The sequence below is a fragment of the Bradyrhizobium sp. B025 genome, from assembly GCF_042257955.1.
Classification (GTDB): Bacteria; Pseudomonadota; Alphaproteobacteria; order Rhizobiales; family Xanthobacteraceae; genus Bradyrhizobium; species Bradyrhizobium diazoefficiens.
The window spans coordinates 3,516,722-3,538,240 of record NZ_CP170150.1; the positions used below are offsets into that span (position 1 = coordinate 3,516,722).

21 protein-coding genes are annotated in these 21,519 nt (G+C 64.4%); 12 read left to right on the forward strand and 9 right to left on the reverse strand.

The genetic code is table 11. The features are described 5' to 3' along the window. Both ACE10W_RS16005 and ACE10W_RS16010 read left to right on the forward strand, forming a co-directional pair. On the forward strand, positions 1-354 hold the full coding sequence (locus ACE10W_RS16005) for a diacylglycerol kinase (protein ID WP_161535344.1): 354 nt from the start codon (positions 1-3) through the stop codon (positions 352-354). A 105-nt stretch (positions 355-459) separates the two neighbouring features. Beyond that, entirely contained in the window at positions 460-2,217 is a 1,758-nt protein-coding gene (locus tag ACE10W_RS16010) for an NAD+ synthase (protein WP_304565341.1), read from the forward strand. A 98-nt stretch (positions 2,218-2,315) separates the two neighbouring features. Here the strand turns inward: ACE10W_RS16010 and ACE10W_RS16015 are convergent, their stop codons facing one another. The 5 genes from ACE10W_RS16015 to ACE10W_RS16035 form a co-directional block, all read right to left on the reverse strand. Beyond that, complete coding sequence (locus ACE10W_RS16015; protein ID WP_060911542.1) at positions 2,316-2,708, reverse strand: cytochrome C oxidase subunit IV family protein; 393 nt, start codon at positions 2,706-2,708, stop codon at positions 2,316-2,318. A gap of 9 nt (positions 2,709-2,717) precedes the next feature. Beyond that, complete coding sequence (locus ACE10W_RS16020; protein WP_161535342.1) at positions 2,718-3,440, reverse strand: heme-copper oxidase subunit III family protein; 723 nt, start codon at positions 3,438-3,440, stop codon at positions 2,718-2,720. A gap of 15 nt (positions 3,441-3,455) precedes the next feature. Beyond that, on the reverse strand, positions 3,456-4,163 hold the full coding sequence (locus ACE10W_RS16025) for a cytochrome c oxidase subunit 3 (RefSeq protein WP_011086564.1): 708 nt from the start codon (positions 4,161-4,163) through the stop codon (positions 3,456-3,458). Further along, a complete protein-coding gene (locus ACE10W_RS16030) occupies positions 4,160-5,935 on the reverse strand; it encodes a cbb3-type cytochrome c oxidase subunit I (protein ID WP_011086565.1) in 1,776 nt (591 codons plus the stop codon). The genes ACE10W_RS16025 and ACE10W_RS16030 overlap by 4 nt, the downstream gene beginning before the upstream one ends. A 68-nt stretch (positions 5,936-6,003) precedes the next feature. Beyond that, entirely contained in the window at positions 6,004-6,837 is an 834-nt protein-coding gene (locus ACE10W_RS16035; protein ID WP_011086566.1) for a cytochrome c oxidase subunit II, read from the reverse strand. A gap of 554 nt (positions 6,838-7,391) precedes the next feature. On the opposite strand from ACE10W_RS16035, the gene ACE10W_RS16040 reads away from it, so the two are divergent. Beyond that, positions 7,392-8,300 (forward strand): DUF2189 domain-containing protein, encoded by a 909-nt coding sequence (locus tag ACE10W_RS16040; RefSeq protein WP_028170858.1) that lies wholly within the window; start codon positions 7,392-7,394, stop codon positions 8,298-8,300. Positions 8,301-8,342: 42 nt separating this feature from the next. Here ACE10W_RS16040 and ACE10W_RS16045 read toward each other — a convergent pair whose 3' ends face one another. Beyond that, positions 8,343-9,542: a DUF2865 domain-containing protein gene (locus tag ACE10W_RS16045; RefSeq protein WP_161535340.1), complete on the reverse strand. Its 1,200-nt coding sequence runs from the start codon at positions 9,540-9,542 to the stop codon at positions 8,343-8,345. A 143-nt stretch (positions 9,543-9,685) separates the two neighbouring features. Next, positions 9,686-9,991 carry a hypothetical protein gene (locus tag ACE10W_RS16050; RefSeq protein WP_370204386.1) on the reverse strand — a complete coding sequence of 102 codons (306 nt, stop codon included), beginning with the start codon at positions 9,989-9,991 and terminating at the stop codon, positions 9,686-9,688. Positions 9,992-10,281: 290 nt separating this feature from the next. Here ACE10W_RS16050 and cysS point away from each other — a divergent pair, with 290 nt between their 5' ends. The 4 genes from cysS (at position 10,282) to ACE10W_RS16070 (ending at position 14,599) form a co-directional block, all read left to right on the forward strand. Further along, the gene (gene cysS, locus ACE10W_RS16055) at positions 10,282-11,664 is read left to right on the forward strand and encodes a cysteine--tRNA ligase (RefSeq protein WP_304552550.1); all 1,383 of its coding nucleotides are present in this window, start codon (positions 10,282-10,284) and stop codon (positions 11,662-11,664) included. Between the two features lie 115 nt (positions 11,665-11,779). Further along, positions 11,780-12,271 carry a GNAT family N-acetyltransferase gene (locus tag ACE10W_RS16060; RefSeq protein ID WP_028170862.1) on the forward strand — a complete coding sequence of 164 codons (492 nt, stop codon included), beginning with the start codon at positions 11,780-11,782 and terminating at the stop codon, positions 12,269-12,271. A gap of 178 nt (positions 12,272-12,449) precedes the next feature. Next, on the forward strand, positions 12,450-14,063 hold the full coding sequence (gene cimA / locus ACE10W_RS16065) for a citramalate synthase (protein WP_060911548.1): 1,614 nt from the start codon (positions 12,450-12,452) through the stop codon (positions 14,061-14,063). 158 nt (positions 14,064-14,221) lie between these two features. Then, positions 14,222-14,599 (forward strand): VOC family protein, encoded by a 378-nt coding sequence (locus ACE10W_RS16070; RefSeq protein WP_028170864.1) that lies wholly within the window; start codon positions 14,222-14,224, stop codon positions 14,597-14,599. 181 nt (positions 14,600-14,780) lie between these two features. Here the strand turns inward: ACE10W_RS16070 and ACE10W_RS16075 are convergent, their stop codons facing one another. Continuing rightward, the gene (locus ACE10W_RS16075) at positions 14,781-15,386 is read right to left on the reverse strand and encodes a TIGR00730 family Rossman fold protein (protein WP_028170865.1); all 606 of its coding nucleotides are present in this window, start codon (positions 15,384-15,386) and stop codon (positions 14,781-14,783) included. A 200-nt stretch (positions 15,387-15,586) separates the two neighbouring features. On the opposite strand from ACE10W_RS16075, the gene ACE10W_RS16080 reads away from it, so the two are divergent. The 4 genes from ACE10W_RS16080 (at position 15,587) to ACE10W_RS16095 (ending at position 20,234) form a co-directional block, all read left to right on the forward strand. Continuing rightward, on the forward strand, positions 15,587-17,542 hold the full coding sequence (locus ACE10W_RS16080) for an ABC transporter ATP-binding protein/permease (RefSeq protein WP_028170866.1): 1,956 nt from the start codon (positions 15,587-15,589) through the stop codon (positions 17,540-17,542). 83 nt (positions 17,543-17,625) lie between these two features. Further along, positions 17,626-18,324, forward strand: coding sequence for a phosphatidylserine decarboxylase (locus tag ACE10W_RS16085; RefSeq protein WP_011086577.1), 699 nt, complete (start codon positions 17,626-17,628; stop codon positions 18,322-18,324). A gap of 87 nt (positions 18,325-18,411) precedes the next feature. Next, complete coding sequence (locus ACE10W_RS16090; protein WP_011086578.1) at positions 18,412-19,293, forward strand: phosphatidylcholine/phosphatidylserine synthase; 882 nt, start codon at positions 18,412-18,414, stop codon at positions 19,291-19,293. 221 nt (positions 19,294-19,514) lie between these two features. After that, positions 19,515-20,234 carry an RraA family protein gene (locus ACE10W_RS16095; protein WP_038966252.1) on the forward strand — a complete coding sequence of 240 codons (720 nt, stop codon included), beginning with the start codon at positions 19,515-19,517 and terminating at the stop codon, positions 20,232-20,234. 9 nt (positions 20,235-20,243) lie between these two features. Here ACE10W_RS16095 and ACE10W_RS16100 read toward each other — a convergent pair whose 3' ends face one another. Continuing rightward, positions 20,244-20,537 (reverse strand): hypothetical protein, encoded by a 294-nt coding sequence (locus tag ACE10W_RS16100; RefSeq protein ID WP_028170869.1) that lies wholly within the window; start codon positions 20,535-20,537, stop codon positions 20,244-20,246. A 101-nt stretch (positions 20,538-20,638) separates the two neighbouring features. Here ACE10W_RS16100 and ACE10W_RS16105 point away from each other — a divergent pair, with 101 nt between their 5' ends. Further along, the gene (locus tag ACE10W_RS16105) at positions 20,639-21,463 is read left to right on the forward strand and encodes an SDR family NAD(P)-dependent oxidoreductase (RefSeq protein WP_370204387.1); all 825 of its coding nucleotides are present in this window, start codon (positions 20,639-20,641) and stop codon (positions 21,461-21,463) included. The last annotated feature ends 56 nt before the right edge of the window (positions 21,464-21,519 follow it).

Here is a 21,519-nt window from a genome sequence, read left to right on the forward strand (position 1 = left end):
TTGCTGCGGATCTGGAAGGCCACGATCAATTCGCGCAACGGTCTGGCCTTTGCACTTCGATCGGAGCAGGCGGTTCGCGAGGAGATCTTTGCGCTCCTGCTGTCGCTGCCGCTGGCCTGGTTCATCGGCGCGACCGCGATGCGCGCGGTCGAGCTGGTCTGTGCTGTGGCGTTCGTGCTGGTGGTCGAGCTGCTCAACACCGCGGTGGAAAAGCTCGCCGATCGCCTGACCCTGGATCACGACAAGCAGATCGGGCAGGTCAAGGACATGGGCTCGGCGGCCGTCGGCATCGCGCTGCTGATGGCCGGCGCGTTCTGGATCTTTGCCGTCGTCGAGCGGTTGGGTTTCGTCTAAAGCGCTCATCGCGCTTGAGGTTGTTGTTTGAGCATGATCTTTTCGGAAAACCGCTCCACACTTTTCCGGATCATGCTCTAGCCATTGGATCGGACGGGGGCGGCCATGACCGAACGTCTCAACGCATTTGCGGTCACGCTCGCTCAGCTCAATCCGACCGTGGGCGACGTCGAGGGCAATGCCGCCAGGGCGCGGGCCGCGCGCGTGCGGGCGGCCGCCGATGGCGCCGATCTCGTGCTGTTTCCGGAATTGTTCATCGCCGGCTATCCGCCGGAGGACCTGGTGCAGAAGCCGGCCTTCCAGGCCGCCTGCCGGGCCGCGATCGAAAGCCTCGCGCGCGAGACAGCCGATGACGGGCCGGCGATGCTCGTCGGCACGCCCTGGGTCGAGGACGGCAAGCTCTACAATGCCTGCGCGCTGCTCGACGGCGGCCGCATCGCCGGCTTGCGCTTCAAATGCAATCTGCCGAATTACGGCGTGTTCGACGAGAAGCGGCTGTTCGCGCGCGGGCCTGCCGCCGGGCCGGTCACGGTACGCGGCGTGCGCATCGGCGTGCCGATCTGCGAGGACATCTGGCTGGATGAGTCTGAGGACTACGAGAACGTGGTCGAGACGCTGGCCGAGACCGGCGCGGAGATCATTCTGGTGCCGAACGGCTCGCCTTACGCCCGCGACAAGAACGACGTGCGCCTGTCGGTCGCGGTCGCGCGCGTCACCGAGAGCGGCTTGCCGCTGGTCTATCTCAACCAGGTCTGCGGCCAGGACGAGCTGGTGTTCGACGGCGCCTCGTTCGCGCTCAACGGCGATCTCTCGCTCGCGGCGCAATTGCCGGCGTTCGCGGAAAGCATCACCACGCTGCGCTTCACGCGTAACGGCGAGGATTGGCGCTGCGCCGGGCCGATCGCCGCGCAACCGGAAGGCGACCACGCCGACTACGCGGCCTGCGTGCTGGGCCTGCGCGACTACGTCGCCAAGAACGGCTTTCCCGGCGTGCTGCTCGGCATTTCCGGCGGCATCGATTCCGCGCTCTGCGCAGCGATCGCGGTCGACGCGCTCGGCGCCGACCAGGTGCATGGGGTGATGCTGCCCTATCGCTACACTGCGGCAAGCTCGATCGCGGACGCCGGCGAGCTCGCGGGCCATCTCGGCATCCGCTACGAGGTCCTGCCGATCGCGGAAGCCGTGACCGGCTTCGAGACTATCCTGTCCGGCATCTTCAAGAATCTGCCGCCTGATATCACCGAGGAAAATCTTCAGGCCCGCACCCGCGGCACCCTCTTGATGGCGATCTCCAACAAGACCGGGCTGATGGTGGTGACGACAGGCAACAAGTCGGAAATGTCGGTCGGCTACGCCACGCTCTATGGCGACATGAACGGCGGCTTCAACCCGATCAAGGACATCTACAAGACGCAGGTGTTTCGGTTGGCGGCGCTGCGCAACAGCTGGAAGCCGGACAGCGCGCTCGGGCCGGCCGGCGAGGTGATCCCGCCCGATATCATCACGCGTCCGCCGACGGCGGAGCTGCGCGAGAACCAGACCGATCAGGATTCATTGCCGCCTTACGACGTGCTCGATGCCATCCTCGAACGCCTCGTCGAACGCGAGGAGCCGCTGGACCAGATCATCGCAGCAGGCTTCGACCGCGAGACGGTCACCCGCATCGACCATCTCCTCAACGTCGCCGAATACAAACGCCGCCAGGCCGCGCCCGGCGTGAAGGTGACACCCAGGAATTTCGGCCGCGACCGCCGCTATCCCATCACCAACCGCTTTCGCGACAAGGGCGAGCCGCTGGCCGCCCCGGACGACACGCTGATCTCGCGCGACAACGGCAGATCTGCGGACGCGTTCGAGGGGTAGCACCGGAGAGAGACGGGCGGTCTTGCCACACGTCTATCTGTCATCATCCGCCTGCGCGGGGCATGACAGTGGAGCGAGGTGCGAAATTCACATGAGCGCTACGACGGTGTTGCGAAGAACAGCACCCGAAGCAAGTGCGTGTATTCGGACTCGAGCACCATGATCGCCACGAATACCAGCACCAGGACCGGCGGCAGCAGGATGGCATAGGCCAAGGCCAGCCGCTCCCAGGCCATGTGCATGAAGACGGCGACGATGAGACCGGCCTTCAACACCATGAACAGCAGGATCAGCGACCATCTGAGACTGCCGTGCAGCCCAAAATAATCGACGAGGTAGGAGCAGGTGCTGAGAACGAACAGCCATGCCCAGACCACGAGATAGAGCTTGATCGGGTGCTGCTGGCCCTTGGCGTGAGCCGTCCCTGGTGCGGCTGCGGCGTGCACATGAGCCTGGATCTGTCCTTCCATGTGTACCGTGGCGTTTGTCATGTGCCGACCTCACCAAAGGTAGAAAAAGGCAAAGATGAACACCCATACGAGGTCGACGAAGTGCCAGTACAGGCCGGTGATCTCGACGATCTCGTAATAGCCTTTGCGGCTCGTGAAGAAGCCGCGCCTCTCGACATCGAAGTCGCCCCGCCAGACCTTGCGCGCGATCGCGATCAGGAAGATGACGCCGATCGTCACATGGGTGCCGTGGAAACCGGTGATCATGAAGAAGCTTGAACCGAACTGCGCCGCGCCCCACGGATTGCCCCAGGGACGGACGCCCTCCATGATCAGTTTGGTCCATTCGAAGGCCTGCATGCTGACGAACGTCGCACCGAATGCCGCCGTGGCCAGCATCAGGATCGCGGTCCTGACGCGATCCCTGCGGTAGCCGAAATTGACGGCCATCGCCATCGTCCCGCTGCTGCTGATCAGGATGAAGGTCATGATGGCGATCAGGATGAGGGGGATGTGCTTGCCCCCGATATTGAGGGCAAAGACTTCGCTGGGATTGGGCCACGGCACGGTCGTCGACATCCGTGCGGTCATGTAGGACAGCAGGAAGCAACTGAAGATGAAGGTGTCGCTGAGGAGGAAGATCCACATCATGGCCTTGCCCCAGGACACGTTCTTGAAGGCGCGCTGATCCGACGCCCAGTCGGCGGCGATACCCTGCCAGCCTTCAAGCCGGGCAGGCACTTGTCCGGTGTCTCTCAGCGCGGTCTCGGCCATCTCGTCTCGTCCTTCCTAGCTCAGCAATTGGCGACAGATGTCGACGAAATCGTCCGTCCAGCCCGTGAGGAGACCGAGCAGGACCAGCCAGACCAGCAGCAGGAAATGCCAGTAGATGGTGCACAGCTCCACACTCAGGCGCATCTCGGCCGTCCCGGTGTCGTGCCGCCATACCCCCGCTGTGGTTCGGCCGAGCGCAACCAGGCCGCCGGTCAGATGCAGCCCGTGCACCGCGGTGATCACGTAGAAGAAGGCATTGGCCGGATTGGACGCCATGAAATAGCCGGCGTCGCTCAGTTGATGCCATGCCAGCAGCTGCCCCGCGAGAAACGCGATCGCCGACGCTCCGCCCGCGAGCAGGCCGACGACGACGCCGTCGATGTCGTTGCGGCGCGCGGCCATGAGGGCCCATTGCAGCGCGACGCTGCTCAGGACCAGCACGCCCGTGTTGAACCACAGCACCTTTGGCACCGGCATTGTCCGCCAGTCCACCATGTTCATCCGCATGGAGTAGGCGCTGATGAAGAGCGTGAACAACGAGCCGGCAACGGCGAGAAACACGCCAAGTCCGACCTTCGCGGCCGGCCAGGTCATGGCGTCGGTGCCGGGGAAGTCATCGATCGGACCTGCCTCCAGCCACGGTTTCGCAGTCAGCCGTTGCTGCGAGAGCCACCATCCGACGATGACCGCGATCACGGCCAGAAACAGGATAACGGCGCTCACGGGGCAACTCCCTGAACGGCCCCCGTCGGGGGCGGCTGGTTCTGCGGAATGAAGTCCTGCGCCGCGCCCGGCACGCTGTAATCATAGGCCCAGCGATAGACGATCGGGAGCTGCTTGCCCCAGTTGCCGTGCCCTGGCGGCGTCTCCGGCGTTTGCCACTCCAGCGTCGTCGCTCGCCACGGATTGCCGCCCGAAGGCTCGCCCTCGAACAGGCTCCAGACAAGATTGAACAGGAACACCATCTGGGCGAAACCCACCGTCAGCGCCACCACGGTGATAAAGGCGTTCAGCGAGTGGGCCGACGGCGGGATGAACGCCGCGTCGCCGAGTTCGAAGTATCGGCGCGGAACGCCGAGCAGCCCGAGATAATGCATGGGAAAGAAGATCAGGTAGGCGCCGAGGAACGTAACCCAGAAGTGGAACTTGCCCAGCACGTCGTTCAGCATTCGCCCCGTGACCTTCGGGTACCAGTGGTAGATCGCCCCGAGCACGACCATGATTGGCGCGACGCCCATCACCATGTGGAAATGCGCGACGACGAACATGGTATCCGACAGGGGCACGTCCACGACGACGTTGCCGAGGAACAGTCCGGTAAGCCCGCCATTCACAAAAGTGATGATGAAGCCGAGGGCGAACAGCATCGGCACCGTGAGATGGATGTCGCCATGCCACAGGGTCAGCACCCAGTTGTAGACCTTGATGGCGGTCGGGATGGCGATGATCAACGTCGTCGTGGCGAAGAAGAACCCGAAATACGGGTACATGCCGCTTACATACATGTGGTGCGCCCACACGACGAAGCTGAGCGCTCCAATCGCCACGATGGCCCAGACCATCATGCGATAACCGAAGATGTTCTTTCGCGCATGCGTGCTGATCAGGTCGGAGACGATGCCGAAGGCGGGCAGGGCGACGATGTAGACTTCGGGGTGACCGAAGAACCAGAACAGGTGCTGGAACAGGAGCGGGCTGCCGCCGCCATATTTGCTCAGCTGGCCCATCTCGACGAGGGTCGGCATGAAGAAGCTGGTCCCCAGCAGACGATCGAGCAGCAACATCACCGAGCCAACGAACAACGCGGGGAATGCCAGCAGCGCCATGACGGTGGCCGTGAAGATGCCCCACACCGTCAGCGGCAGGCGCATCAGCGTCATGCCGCGGGTGCGCGCCTGCAGCACGGTCACCACATAATTCAGCCCACCCATGGTGAAGCCGATGATGAACAGAATCAGGGAGGACAGCATGAGGACGATGCCCCAATCCTGTCCGGGTGTGCCCGACAGAATCGCCTGTGGCGGATACAGCGTCCAGCCGGCGCCGGTGGGGCCGCCGGGCACGAAGAAGGCCGAGGCCAGCACCAGGACTGCGAGCAGGTAGACCCAGTAGCTCAGCATGTTCACATAGGGAAAGACCATGTCCCGTGCGCCAACCATCAGCGGGATCAGGTAATTGCCGAAGCCTCCGAGAAACAACGCCGTGAGCAGGTAGATCACCATGATCATGCCGTGCATGGTGATGAACTGGAGGTACTGGTTGGCATCGATAAAGGAGAATGTGCCGGGAAATCCCAGTTGCAGTCGCATCAGCCACGACAGGACCAGGGCCACCAGTCCGATGGCGGAGGCTGTCAGCGAGTACTGTATGGCGATCACCTTGGCGTCTTGCGAAAAGACATACCGCGTCCACCAGCTCCTGGGATGGTAGAGCTCGACATCGGGCACTTCGGCAGGCGGAATGTCTGCAATCCTGTCATAGGGGACATCGACCATAGAGCACCTCCTCGGTCGTTTCCTTCGGGGGCGATCAGCTCGTCTTCACGCGCCCGACCTGCATTCTCCTAGTCGTCGCCGGAATTGTACTTCGCCCTCACAACGGCATTTCGACCTGACAATCCGGCAAACGTCTTCTGCTGCTCCAGCCAGGCGTGATAGTCGCTCTCTGCCTCGACGATGACCTTGGCGCGCATCTGGTAGTGAGCAGCGCCACACAGCTCCGCGCAGAGAACATCAAAGGTTCCGGTTCGGATCGGCCTTATCCAGAAATAAGTGACCATGCCCGGCACCATATCCATCTTGGCCCGGAACTCAGGCACATAGAAATCGTGCAGGACGTCAACGGACCGGAGCAAAACCTTGACCGGCTTCCCGATCGGAAGATGCAGGTCGCCATTTTCGATCACGACGTCGTCCTGGCCGTGCGGATCGTCGCGATTGAGACCCATCGGGTTCTCAGGACTGATGTTGCGGACATCGGACGTGCCCAACCGGCCATCCTTCCCCGGCAAGCGGAAGCTCCACTGCCATTGCTGGCCCATGATCTCGACCTCGGTGGCATCTGCCGGAACGGTCACGAACTGGTGCCAGACGACCAGGCCGGGTGCGAGCATGGCAGCGACGCCGACGCCGGTCCCGACACTGAGCCACCATTCAAGCTTCTTGTTTTCGGGATTGTACGCGGCCTGTCTTCCCTCCTTATGGTGAAAGCGAAAGACGCAATAGGCCATGAACAGGATGACCGCGGTAAAGACGAACCCGGTGATCCAGAACGTGATGTTGATCGTGTCGTCGATGTAGCCCCAGTTGGTGGCGATCGGCGTCCACCACCACGGGCTGAAGAGGTGAAACAGCACCGAACCGATCGCGATCAGAAGCAGTATCAGTGCGACAGCCATCCTGAACCATCCTTGCCAACAAAGGCTGCGGATACGAATCCAGGGCGGAGCTCGCGTCTGTCGCGATGGCTGACTTTCTCTATGCTGGTTCTATGCTGACATATGCGCCATCGCCGCGCCTCTTGCCTCGCCCCTTCAACCGGTCGCGATATCAAGAGAAGTTCGCGACCGCCAATCTCACCGGAGCTGGGGGCGTCTACATTTCTAAAATGATCCCCCGCGAACCCGGCGTCAATAGCATGTCAACGAGCTTAGGCGGCGTGGGCGATCCATGTTGCCGTGCAAGCTCGCCATCGTCAGTCGCATTCTGGATGTGATGCATCGCACAAAATATGCGACGCACAATTTCACCCAGCCGGGAGCGCTGGTCATTCCACATCACACGCGCTAAGCTTGCAGCGCAGGTCGCGACGGGTTTCGTCCGGCTAAGCTCCTTCCTCGTTGAGCCTGGAACTGCCGTACTCGGCTCGATCGCGTCTCCCGCACTTAAGGGCGGACACGCGTGGCCGGAAAGCGCGCCGTTCTCCGCCGCGACTTCAGAGGAGGGTGTGTCCATGGCCACTCTTTATTCCGACAAGATCGTCAAGCGGCACCTGTTCGGTGAGGCGGTCTCGTATCCCATTCGCAAGATCGGCTTGCTCGACTTGAAAGAGGTGCTGCGCCTGGGCTGGGAAGATTTCCAGGCGATGCCGAGTCACGCGATCGTCGTCTGCGTGATCTATCCGGTTCTCGGTCTCGTCCTGTTCAGGATGGTCCTCGGCTATTCGGTCCTGCCGCTGCTGTTTCCGCTGGCCGCCGGGTTTGCCCTGATCGGTCCCTTTGCCGCGATCGGCCTCTACGAACTCAGCCGCCGCCGTGAGCGCGGCGAGGAGGTCGATGCATGGGATGCGGTCAAGGTGCTGCGCGCACCGTCCTTCGGCGCCATGCTCGAGCTCGGCGTGCTCTTGCTTGTCCTGTTCGGGGTCTGGATCGGCGTCGCGAACGCGATCTATGTCACCATCTTCGGTCACGCGGCGGCTGCAAGCATTCCGGACTTTGCAACCCGCGTGCTGACCACGCCGGAAGGATGGTCGCTCATCATCGTCGGTTGCGGTGTCGGCTTCCTGTTTGCTGTCGCGGCGCTATGCGTCAGCGTCGTATCGTTTCCGTTGATGCTCGATCGGCATGCGACGGCGATCGATGCGATCCGTACATCGCTGCAGGCGGTGGCCGCCAATCCGGTCGCGATGGCGGGGTGGGGGCTGATCGTCGCGGCGCTGCTCGTGGTCGGCTCGCTGCCGTTCTTCGTCGGTCTCGCTGTCGTCCTCCCGGTGCTCGGTCATGCGACCTGGCACCTTTATCGGAGAGTGGTCGAGCCGAATCCGAATCCGCCGGACGAACCGCCGCCCCCGCCGAAGGGGAAGCGCTATGCCGCGGATTTCCCGGCCAATCTCTTCCCGTGGAGCCGCGAGGGCGAGCAGTAGCTGCGAGACCCGGTGGGCGGATGACGGTGCGGCAGGGCTGAGCTACTTCTGCTGCTGCGGCAGGAAGGTCGGTCCGACTGAACGGATCGGCTTGTTCTCCGAACTCGTCGGAGCCGTGCCGGTATCCGCTGGCGGCGTCGCGGCCGGTGCGGTGGCCGTCGTCGGCGCCGGAGCAGCTGTGCCCTTCTTGGCCGTCGTTGCAGGCGCGCCCTTGTTGAGCCGCTGCTGCTGCATCTTCTTGGCGCTCTCCTCGGTGACGATGATGTCGCCCTGCTGCTCGGCTGCGGCCTTGTCGTCGGCCGACTTCAACGCATCCGCCCAGGTCTGGCCCGCCGCCTTGCAGGAGCAGGACGGGTTGAACTCGCTGCGGAATTTGAATGCGGTCGGCAATGCCGTGTAGGGCTGGCCGCTGATCGAGACCGCGGAGTTCATGTCTTCGCCGGGATTGCGATGGGTGTAGAGCACGGCTTCCGCGGCCGGGCACAGCGCCTTGCAGGTCTTCTCGTCGTCCGGGAAGCGCGCCGGCACGGTCGCAAACGAGACCGGGAAATAGGCGCCGTCGCAGGTGCGCACGCATACGGTGCGGTAGGTGCCGGATTGCGGGCCGAGATCGGAGGGCGGCACGCTTTGCGGATTGTTGGGGTTGTTGTTGCCGCCGAACAGATTGCTCAGGAAGTTGCCGCCGCCTTGCGCCTGCGCGGCGTTGGCATATTGCGGGCCGCAATTGTTCTGGGCGAGGGCCACCAGCACCGAGCGGCGCTGGCTGTCGCGTTCCGGGCTGAAGCCGCCGGGGCCGCCGCCGCGCAGGCGTTCGAGATTGCCGGTGATCTGGTCCAGATTGGCGCGCATCTGCTGGATCTGGGTGTTGACCGGGCCGCACTGCGCCGACTGGCCGTTGAACAGTGAGAAGAAGCCGGAGGAATCGCAGCCCATGCGCTTGGCCTGCATGGTGACGCGGTCGAGCTCGGCCTGCTGCTTGGCTTGGGAATCCTGATAGCGGCGGATCTGGTCTTCACGCGCGGGGTCACCGCCGCCGCCACGATCGAGCGCGGCGAGCTGGCCTTCCAGCCGCGCGCACATCGGATTGGGGCCTAGCCCGTTCTGGCCGGGCTGAGGCGGCGGTCCGGGCGGGCCGGCCTGCGCGAAAGCGGCGTTGGCGAGCACGACGGTGCTCAGGAGCACGGTGCAGGCAAGGATTGAGCGGGCACGGGAGAGAGTCAAAAATTCAGGCATATCCGCCATTCTAGCGAGGTCACGGCCCAGTGTGACTTTCCAACGTGGCTTGGGGGGCCGAAGCGCGCCCTCCCATAGCCGCTTCCTGCGGCATCGTCACGTCGTTTCAGGGGCCAAAGATTGGGCCTAAGGTCCGCCAGTTCCGAGCGAATTCAGCGCTGGCAGGTGATTGCGACATATTCGTCGCAATGGCCATGGGAGCAGTTTGCGCCGGTTTTGGGGACAGAGCCGGTAATTTCGTCGGGATCGACCCGGCGATAGCTTGAGGCCTGGGCAAAATCCCGTAACTGGCAATAGGTGCGCGCGACCTGCGCGCCGCATCTGTCGCCCTTGGCCAGGCACTGGTCGATGCCGTAGCCGTCCGCCTGGTTGGCGATGATGAAGACGCGGGTCTCGGCGAATGCGCCGGACGCTGCGATGATGGCGGCACAGGAGACGAGTGCAAACAGGGATCGCATGGGTGGCACCGGGGGCTGGGGGAACCGCCAGCTTCCGAATAAACTCAAAAGGTTAATGATGATGAACCATCATGGCGGGGCGGCCGCGCTTTGCGGAGATAAAACGGCATTTTCGCGGCTCTCTTGACGCGGGGGCGCCTGATAGCCCATATGTGGCCGCATGTACGGTCTCCTCGCCATTTGCGCCATTTGCCGCGAGATTACGAGCTAGCGATTCGCTGGCTGGAGCCGTCTTTTCTCAAAAACATTGAGAGCCTTGGACGCCCGGCCAACAGCCGACGGGTATCCATATGGAATTGCGCCTCTACGATACGCTGACCAAGGAAAAGCGCACCTTCGTGCCGCTCGATGCGAACAACGTCCGCATGTATGTCTGCGGACCGACGGTCTACGACTTCGCCCATATCGGCAATGCCCGGCCCGTGATCGTGTTCGACGTGCTGTTTCGGCTGCTGCGCCATCTCTATGGCGAGGCGCACGTCAAATACGTCCGCAACATCACCGACGTCGACGACAAGATCAACGACCGCGCCGCGCGTGATTTTCCAGGGCTGCCGCTGAACGAGGCGATCCGCAAGGTCACCGAGCAGACGGGCAAGCAGTTCCACGCCGACGTCGACGCGCTCGGCGCGCTCAGGCCGAGCGTCGAGCCGCGCGCGACCGAGCATATCGGCGAGATGCGCGAGATCATCGAGAGGTTGGTCGCCGGCGGCTTTGCCTATGTCGCCGAGGACCATGTGCTGTTCTCGCCGCAGGCGATGAACGCAGCCAATTCCACCCTGCCGCGCTACGGCGCGCTGTCCAATCGCTCGCTGGACGAGATGGTCGCCGGTGCCCGCGTCGATGTCGCGCCCTACAAGAAGGGCAGCACCGACTTCGTGCTGTGGAAGCCGTCCAAGCCCGGCGAGCCGTCGTGGCCGTCGCCGGCCGGCATCGCCGCGCAGGGGCGCCCGGGCTGGCACATCGAGTGCTCGGCCATGGCCTGGAAGCATCTCGGCGAGTACTTTGACATCCACGGCGGCGGCATCGATCTCGTGTTTCCGCATCACGAGAACGAGGTCGCCCAGACCTGCTGCGCCTTCCACCGAGAGCGCATGGCAAACTACTGGATGCACAACGGCTTCCTGCAGGTCGAGAGCGAGAAGATGTCGAAGAGCCTCGGCAACTTCATCACCATCCATGAGCTGCTGGCGGACTGGCCGGGCGAGGTGCTGCGCCTGAACATGCTCAAGACTCATTACCGTTCGCCGATCGACTGGACCATGAAGTCGCTCGAGGAGAGCGCCAAGACGCTCGACGACTGGTATCGCGTCGCGGCCGACGTCGATCCCGGCCGTCCCGCCGCGTCCGTGGTCGAGCCGCTGCTCGACGACCTCAACACCTCCCTGGCGATCGCGGCGCTGCATGGCCTGCGCAACAGCGACGTGAGCGCATTGGCAGGATCGCTGCGGCTGCTCGGCTTTCTCTCCGAGAGCGCCGCGCAGTGGGAAGATCGCAAGCAGAAGGCGAGCGGGGTCGATGCCGGAGAGGTCGAGCGCCTGATCTCGGAACGGACCGCAGCCCGTGGACGGAAAGACTTCAAAGAGTCCGACCGCATCCGCGATCAGCTCGCCGCGATGGGCGTTGCGATCAAGGACTCCAAGGAAGGGACGACCTGGGAGTTTTCGCGATGAAGCGGCCCGACACGCCTTTTCCGCGGCACTGGCTCTACTACATCGCGCTGAAGGTCCTGCTGCTCGCTGCCGCGGTGGCGCTGGCGCTCAAGCTCTATGGGATGTGGTGAAGACGATGGGACAGACTTTGCCAAGGCCGGGCTTGCGGCCCTTCCTGCCTGATGACGTTCCGGTGCTTGCGGCGATCTTCGTCGCGAGCATCGAGGAGCTGACCGGCGAAGACTATACCGAGGCGCAGCAGCAGGCCTGGATGGAGGCGGCGGAAAGCGAAGAGTTCGGCAAGCGGCTCGCCGCCGATCTGACGCTGATCGCGACGCTGGAGGGCTCGCCCGTCGGCTTCGCCTCGCTGCAAGGGGCCGATCACATCCGCATGCTCTATGTGCATCCGGCAGTCAGCGGGCAGGGCATCGCGACCATGCTGGTCGATGCGCTGGAGAAGCTTGCCGGCGGCCGCGGCGCGAAAAGCCTCTCGGTCGATGCCAGCGACAACGCGCAGGGCTTTTTCGCCAAGCGCGGCTACGTCGCCATGCAGCGCAACAGCATCACCGTGAACGACGAGTGGCTGGCCAATACGACCATGAAGAAGACGCTCGGAGCACCGCAATGAGCAAGGAGCGTGGTCACCAAGCGCGATCCTCTCTCCGCTCCCTCCCCCCTTGTGGGGGAGGGTTGGGGAGGGGGGTAGCCCCGCACTCCGACCACCCGTGTGGCACCCCCCTCCCGACGATGCTGTGCATCGTCGACCTCCCCCACAAGGGGGGAGGTAACAAGAACGGACGCTCGCGATGAGCTCGGCACAAGCAAAGAAAGAGCGCCTCTATCTGTTCGACACCACGCTGCGCGACGGAGCGCAGACCAACGGTGTCGATTTCACGCTGACCGACAAGCAGATCATCGCCGCGATGCTGGACGAGCTCGGCATCGACTATGTCGAGGGCGGCTATCCCGGCGCCAATCCGACCGACACCGAGTTCTTCGGCAGCAAGCCGAAGCTCAATCACGCGCGCTTTACCGCCTTCGGCATGACGCGCCGGGCAGGGCGCTCGGTCTCGAACGATCCGGGCGTCGCCGGGCTGCTCGAAGCCAAGGCCGATGCGATCTGCTTCGTGGCAAAGTCTTCGGCCTATCAGGTGCGCGTCGCGCTGGAGACGACCAAGGAGGAAAACCTCGCCTCGATCCGCGACAGCGTCGCAGCCGCCAAGGCCGCCGGCCGCGAGGTGATGCTCGACTGCGAGCATTTCTTCGACGGCTACAAGGAGGATGCCAGCTTCGCGCTCGCCTGTGCGAAAGCCGCCTATGAGGCCGGCGCGCGCTGGGTGGTGCTGTGCGACACCAACGGCGGCACCATGCCGAACGAGGTCGAGGCCATCGTCACCGAGGTGACCAGGCACATCCCCGGCGCTCACGTCGGCATTCACGCCCATAACGACACCGAGCAGGCGGTGGCGAATTCGCTCGCCGCGGTGCGCGCCGGCGCGCGGCAGATCCAGGGCACGCTGAACGGCCTCGGCGAGCGCTGCGGCAACGCCAATCTGTGCTCGCTGATCCCGACCTTGAAGCTGAAGCAGGAGTTTGCCGACGCCTTCGAGATCAGTGTGACGCGGGAGAAGCTCGCTACCCTCGTCAAGGTGTCGCGCACGCTTGACGACATGCTCAACCGCGTGCCGAACCGGCATGCGGCCTATGTCGGCGAGAGCGCCTTCGTCACCAAGACCGGCATCCATGCCTCCGCCGTGCTGAAGGATCCGCAGACCTACGAGCATGTCTTGCCGGAACTGGTCGGCAATCACCGCAAGGTGCTGGTCTCAGACCAGGCCGGCCGCTCCAATGTGATCGCCGAGCTCGACCGCGCCGGCATCGCCTACGAGAAGAGCGATCCGAAGCTGACGCGGCTGGTCGAGGAGCTGAAGGAGCGCGAGGCGGCCGGCTACGCCTATGAATCCGCCAACGCCTCGTTCGATCTGCTGGCGCGCCGCACGCTCGGCAAGGTGCCGCATTATTTCGAGGTCGAGCAGTTCGACGTCAATGTCGAGCAGCGCTACAACGCGCTCGGCGAGCGCGTCACGGTGGCGCTTGCGGTGGTCAAGGTCGACGTTGCCGGCGAGCATCTGATCTCGGCGGCCGAAGGCAACGGTCCCGTCAACGCGCTCGACGTCGCCTTGCGCAAGGACCTCGGCAAGTACCAGAAATATATCGAGGGCCTGAAGCTGATCGACTACCGCGTCCGTATCCTTAATGGCGGCACCGGCGCGGTCACGCGCGTGCTGATCGAGAGCGAGGACGAGAACGGCGACAGCTGGACCACGGTCGGCGTGTCCCCGAACATCATCGACGCCTCGTTCCAGGCGCTGATGGATTCGGTGATCTACAAGCTCGTGAAATCGGGCGCGCCGGCGTAGAACTTGGTACGGCTGTCATACCCCGCGAAGGCGGGGTATCCAGTACGCCGTGACTTCTCCGTAACCTCGCGGCGTCTCGGAATACTGGATCGCCCGGTCAAGCCGGGCGATGACAGTTGGGGTGAGGAGAGGCCGGCAACGATGGATGGGGGTATTACATGATCGATCACATCTCCGTCGGCGTCAGCGATCTCGATCGCTCCGCAACATTCTACGAGGCGACGCTCGCCGCCCTCGGCCTGACGCGTCTCGTCATGCGGCCGCGCACGGTCGGCTTCGGCAAGGCCTATCCTGAATTCTGGATCAACTTGCGCGAAGGCATGCCGCGCGTAGCCCCGGAGAGCGGCGTGCACATCTGCCTGCGGGCGAAGTCCACAGCTGAGGTCGATGCGTTTCATGCCGCCGCGCTGTCCGCCGGCGGCGCATCCGACGGCGCGCCGGGCATCCGCCCGCACGATCGCGTGCGCTACTACGCGGCCTTCGTCGTCGATCCCGACGGCAACCGGATCGAGGCGGTGACGTTTCCTGCGGAATAGAGCGTTATCGCCACGAAGGCGGTGCGCTCCCTCTCCCGCTTGCGGGGGAGGGTTGGGGTGGGGGTATCTCCACGGGCGAGAACCCCCAAGAGGAGAGAACCCTCACCCGCCGCTATGCGGCGACCTCTCCCGCAAGCGGGAGAGGTGACGGAGCCCGCGGTGAAATCGAGCCAACCAATCGTTACAGCTTGCGCGCCACTTCCGGAGCGAGCTCTTTTTCCGCCTCGGCGAGCTGTGCCACGGCGGCCTTCAGCTTCGGCAGGATCTCCTCGACCCGATCGGCCTTGAGGATGTCAACCGAGAGGCCGGCACGGATGAACTCGGTCTGACGCATGTGCGACAGCAGCGAGAACAGCGGCTCCCAGAAATTATCGATATTGGCGAGCAGCACGGGCTTGGCGTGACGGCCGAGCTGCTTCCAGGTCAACTGCTCGACCAGCTCCTCCAGCGTGCCGACGCCGCCCGGCAGCGCCACGAAGGCGTCCGAGCGTTCGAACATCAGCCGCTTGCGCTCGTGCATGTCGGGGGTGACGATCATCTCCTGCACGCGCGTCAGCGCGTTCTCGCGCATCCGCAGGAATTCGGGAATGATGCCGGTGACGGTGCCGCCATTATCGAGGACGGAGGTTGCGACCGAGCCCATCAGGCCGAGCGAGCCGCCGCCATAGACCAGGCGGATGTTGTTCTCGGCGAGCGCCTTGCCGAACGCCTTGGCGCCTTCGGTGAAGCGGGGATTGGTTCCGGGGCCGGAGCCGCAATAGACACAGACGGTTTTGATCGTGCTCATTGGTGCCATGATGCATTGCAGCGAAGAGGCGTCAAGCCCAATCGGTGATTCGGACCTCCCGGAAATCTACCGGTAAATGGCGACAAACAATCAAAGATTCGCCATCTGGCGGGGTGCGCTCGCTCCCGGAAGCTTCTATATGACGAGCGAAAATCGTTAATCGCACCGCGCCCGCATCCGGCGGGCTTTCAGGCTTCTTGATGAACCAACCTCATTCGCCGCCCGGCGCCGACGTGCCAGATCCCGCCGGCGGGCCGCTCGAGCGGGCCACCCTGATGGGCACGCTGGCGCATCTGTGGCCCTATATCTGGCCGGGCGACCGCTTCGACCTGAAGATGCGCGTGGTCTGGTCGATGGTGCTGCTGCTCGCCGCCAAGCTGATCACGCTGACGGTGCCGTTCAGCTTCAAATGGGCAACGGACGCACTGACCGGCGCGAACACCGCGCCGGTGCTGCCCGACAATTGGCACCTCTGGGTGATCGCCTCGCCATTGCTGCTGACGGCGAGTTACGGCGTGACGCGCATCCTGATGGCGGTGCTGACGCAGTGGCGCGACGGCCTCTTCGCGCGCGTCGCCATGCATGCGGTGCGCAAGCTCGCCACCATCACCTTCATCCACATGCACGAGCTATCGCTGCGCTTCCACCTCGAGCGCAAGACCGGCGGCCTGACGCGCGTGCTCGAGCGCGGCCGCGAGGGCATCGAGGTCATCGTGCGCATGGTGATCCTCCAGCTGATCCCGACCATCGTCGAGGTTTCGCTGCTGCTGGCCGTGCTGCTCTGGCAGTTCGACTGGCGCTACGTGGTGGCGACGCTGATCACGGTCGCGGTCTACATGTACTACACCTACATCGCGACCGAGTGGCGGATCGGCATCCGCCGCAAGATGAACGATTCCGACACCGAGGCGAACACCAAGGCGATCGACTCGCTGCTCAACTACGAGACCGTGAAATATTTCGGCGCCGAGGCGCGCGAGGCGCAGCGCTACGACCGCTCGGTCGCGCGCTACGAGGAGTCGAGCGTCCAGGCCTATACGTCGCTCGCGGTGCTCAATACCGGCCAGGCCGTGATCTTCACGCTGGGGCTGACCGCCACCATGCTGATGTGCGCCATCGGCGTGCGCAACGGCACCAACACGGTCGGCGATTTCGTGCTGGTCAACGCCATGATGATCCAGCTCTACCAGCCCCTGAACTTCATGGGCATGGTCTATCGCGAGATCAAGCAGGCGATCATCGACATCGAGAAGATGTTTGGCGTGCTGGGACGCGAGGCCGAGATCAAGGACGGCCCCGACGCGCAGCCGCTGGTCATCTCCGCCGGCATCGTGCGTTTCGAGGACGTGCGCTTCGCCTATGAGCCGGCGCGTCCGATCCTGAAGGGCATCAGCTTCGAGGTGCCGGCCGGCAAGACGGTCGCGATCGTCGGGCCGTCGGGCGCCGGCAAGTCGACCATATCGCGGCTGCTGTTCCGCCTCTACGACATCTCCGGCGGCAGGATCCTGATCGACGGCCAGGATATTCGCGAGGTCACGCAGGCGAGCTTGCGCGCGTCCATCGGCATGGTGCCGCAGGACACCGTGCTGTTCAACGACACCATCCGCTACAACATCCGCTACGGCCGCTGGGACGCCAGCGATGCCGAGGTCGAGGAGGCGGCACGCCTCGCGCAGATCGACAATTTCATCCGCATGGCGCCGAAGGGCTATGAGACCCAGGTCGGCGAGCGCGGCCTGAAACTGTCGGGCGGCGAGAAGCAGCGCGTCGCGATCGCGCGCACCGTCTTGAAGGCGCCGCCGATCCTGGTGCTGGACGAGGCGACCTCCGCGCTCGACACCCACACCGAGCACGAGATCCAGGGCGCCCTCGACCGCGTGGCGAAGAACCGCACCTCGCTGGTGATCGCGCACCGGCTTTCGACCATCGTCGGCGCCGACGAGATCATCGTGCTGGACCAGGGCCGGATCGCCGAGCGTGGCACCCACGCAAAGCTGCTCGCGCAGGGCGGCCTCTATGCCAGCATGTGGAACAGGCAGCGCGAGGCGGAGGCCGCGCGCGAGAAGCTGGCCAAGATGGCCGATACCAGCGAGGCGCCCAACCGGCAACCGCCGCCGGTCGAGGACGCCCTGACGACGCCTGCGGCTGCGGAGTGATCTTGTCTCCGGTCCCAACTCTGGCCTAAACAACTCCAGCGCGCGGGACGCCCTGCGCCATCAACCCTGAGCGGCAGATAGCGATGTCCATTCTCGATTCCATTCAGCGTCAGATCCCGCCGATCCACAAGGAGGGCTATCCCTTCATCGGCGGCTTTGCGCTGGCAAGCCTGATCCTGTTCTGGCTGTGGTCGCCTTTGGGGTGGATCGGCACCATCCTCACCGTATGGTGCGCGCTGTTCTTCCGCGACCCCGTGCGGGTGACGCCGGTGCGCGAGGGGCTGGTGGTGTCGCCGGCCGACGGCCGCGTCTCGATGATCACCATGGCGCTGCCGCCGGCCGAGCTCGGGCTCGGCGACCGGCCGCTGCCGCGCATCTCGGTGTTCATGAGCGTGTTCAACTGCCATGTGAACCGCAGCCCGATCGCGGGCAGGGTGGACCGCATCGCCTACCGGCCCGGCCTCTTCATCAATGCCGAGCTCGACAAGGCGAGCGAGGACAACGAGCGCAACTCGCTGGTGATCACGACGCCCACGGCGCGGATCGGCGTGGTCCAGATCGCAGGGCTGATCGCCAAGCGCATCGTCTGCTTCGTCAGGGAGGGCCAGGCGATCGGCGCCGGCGAGCGGTTCGGCCTGATCCGTTTCGGCTCGCGCCTCGACGTCTATCTGCCGGTCGGCACCAAGGCGCTGGTGTCGGAAGGGCAGACCGCGATCGCCGGCGAGACGATTTTGGCCGATCTTGCCGGCGACGACCCGAGTCGCGCCTACCGCGCCAATTAACCAATAAGTCGGTCCCTGGGGCCCTTCCGCCGCGATGGCGGAGGGGGACGCGGCTTGCTATATCTCGCCTCAAGGTGAGGACGAGCCATGACGCCCTATGACATCAAAGACCCTGACGTTCGCCGCCGGCGGTTCCGCCCGATTCCGGTGCGGATGCTGGTGCCCAACGTCATCACGCTGCTGGCGATCTGCGCGGGCCTGACGTCGATCCGGCTGTCGATCGAGGGGCGGATGTCGCTCGCCGTCTACGCCATCGTGTTCGCCGCCGCGCTGGACGGCATCGACGGCCGCATCGCGCGCATGATCAAGGGCCAGTCCAAGTTCGGGGCGGAGCTCGACAGCCTCGCCGACTTCGTCAATTTCGGCGTCGCGCCCGGGCTGATGCTGTATTTCTGGCAGTTGCACGAGCTCGGCAATGCCGGCTGGATCGCCGCGATGGTGTTCGCGATCTCCGGCGGCCTGCGTCTTGCGCGCTTCAACGCCACAATGGACGATCCCAACAAGCCGGCCTTCGCCGCCAATTTCTTCACCGGCGTGCCGGCGCCGGCCGGTGCGATCACGGTTCTGCTGCCGATCTATGTGGCGTTCCTCGATCTCGGCCGCGCGCCCGCGGCGGTGACGGCGGCCTACACGCTGCTGATCGCCTTCCTGATGGTGTCGCGCCTGCCGGTGTTCTCCGGCAAGACCAAGCGCATGCGCGTGCCGCCGGAACTGGTGCTGCCGGCCTTCGTCGCGGTGATCGTCTTCATTGCTATCCTGATCGCCTATCCCTGGCACGTGCTGTCGATCGGCACGGTGCTGTATCTTCTCGCTTTGCCGCTCGGCTACAAATCCTATCGCGACCAGGCGCGCGCGATGGATGCTGCCACGCCTGCGGGAGGCGAGATCTCGTCGCCGCCGTCGGCGCCGACGCTGGCGAACCTGTCGGAGCCGCCGCACGACGACGACCGGCCCGGACGGCTGCACTAAAGCGCGATGAGATTTGGCTGAAACCTCATCGCGCTTTAGGTCGTTGTTTGAGCGTGATCTTTTCGGAAAACCGCTGCGCACTTTTCCGGATCATGCGCTGAGCGTTTTTCGCGGATATCTGCCATGAAGGCGCGCTGAGTTGGGTTGAGGCCCGATCTCGGCTATATCGCCCTGTGCCGGCGGCATCGCGTCGATCAGCCGCCAATCTGGGAGAGAACGCCGTGACTGATACCGCGACCGGGCCGCTGCCCGCTTCCGTCCTCGAAGCGCTGGGCCGCTATGACACCCCGACGATCTGCAACGCCATGGAGATCGTGGCACCCGAGCGCCGGCTGATCGGCTACACCACCAAGCAACTGGTTTGTCCGTTCCCCGACCTGCCGCCGATCGTCGGCTATGCCCGCACGGTTGCGATCCGCTCGGTGCTGAAATCCTCGCTGCCTGCCGAAGAGCAGTCGAAGCGCCGCATCGAATATTACGAGTATGTCGGCACCGGCCACGGGCCGCGCATCTCGGTGATCCAGGACATCGACGGCCCCGACGTCGGCTACGGCGCGTTCTGGGGCGAGGTGCAGAGCAACGTGCACAAGGCGCTCGGCTGCCTCGGCGTCATCACCGACGGATCGATCCGCGACATCCCGCAATGGGCCCCTGGCTTCCAGGCGCTGGCCGGCTCGATCGGCCCGTCGCATGCCTGGGTGCATGCGGAGAGTTTTGGCGGCGAAGTGCGCGTCGCCGGCATGACCGTGAAGTCCGATGATCTCATCCACGCAGATCAGCACGGCGCCATCGTGATCCCGCTCGACGTCGCCGCAAAGCTGCCCGAGGCCGCCGAACTCTGCGGCCGCCGCGAGACGCCGATCCTGGAGATCGCCCGCAGCCCCGACTTCTCGCTGGAGAAGCTGAAGGCCGCGCTGAAGCGCTCGGCGGAGATCCACTGAGCTTGCAGCTTACGGCCGCGATGCCGGCCGCGGGTCGCCCTGTTCCGTCAGAAACAGGGCGGCCTGATCCGGCTCGGCGAACATTGCGGCGGCGCATCCGATCAGGGTGAAGCCGCCGGCGAGATCCCACAGGGTGATGTCGTCCGCCTTGTCAGGACCTTGAACCAGGCGCGCTGCGATCACTGCGAAAGCGGCTTCGACAAAGAGCAGGACGCTGAACGCCGGCAGGACGAGTTCCGGTTCGAGCAGATGAAGCGCCAGAACCGCAGGAAGCGCGGTGAGAAGGCCGAACAGCGTCAACATTGCAAAACGGCTCCTGTGATGGAGCATGCCGCACCGGCCATAGAATACTGTATGATTCCTGGTCACGGATGTGGCCTAGGGCCGCAGTCGGAGGGCCTGCGATGCAGATGAATGACAAGACGGTCCTGATCACTGGCTCGACCGACGGCGTCGGCCGCTACGTCGCGCGCCGGCTGGCGGCCGAGGGCGCGAAGGTCCTGATCCACGGCCGCGATGCGGCGCGCGCAAAGACGCTGATCGACGAGATCGTGAAAGCCGGTCATGCCGCGCCGATCTTCTATCAGGCGGACCTGTCGTCGATGTCGGGCACGCGCGCACTCGCGGAAGCCGTGAAACGTGATCACCAGCGTCTCGACGTCTTCGTCAGCAACGCCGGCATCGGCTCGCAGAGTGACGGGCCGCAGCGTCAGGTCAGCGCCGACGGTCATGAGCTGCGCTTCGCCGTCAATTATCTCTCCGGCTTCCTCCTCGCCCATCTCTTGCTGCCGCTGCTGAAGGCCGCGGCGCCGTCGCGCATCGTCAACGTCGCCTCGCTCGGCCAGCATCCGATCGACTTCGACGACGTCATGATCACCAAGGGCTATAGCGGCTCGCGCGCCTATGCGCAGAGCAAGCTCGCGCAGATCATGTTCACGATCGATTTCGCCGAGGAAGTGAAGGGCGCGGGTGTCACCGTGAACTCGCTGCATCCGGCGACCTACATGAACACCACCATGGTGCGGGCCGGCGGCATTACGCCGATCTCGACGGTGGAGCAGGGCGGCGCGGCGATCCTGCGCCTCGTCGAGGGCGACGACGTCGCAGGCGAGAGCGGATTGTTCTTCAACGGCATGAATGAGGCGCGCGCCAATCCGCAAGCCTACGATGCCGACGCACGCAAGCGTCTGCGCGCGCTCAGCCTGGAACTGGCGGGCATCTCGTCTTAGCCCCCCGCACAAACATGGTTAGCGAAGTGTTGAGATTCCGGTCGGGGGTCGGCAAA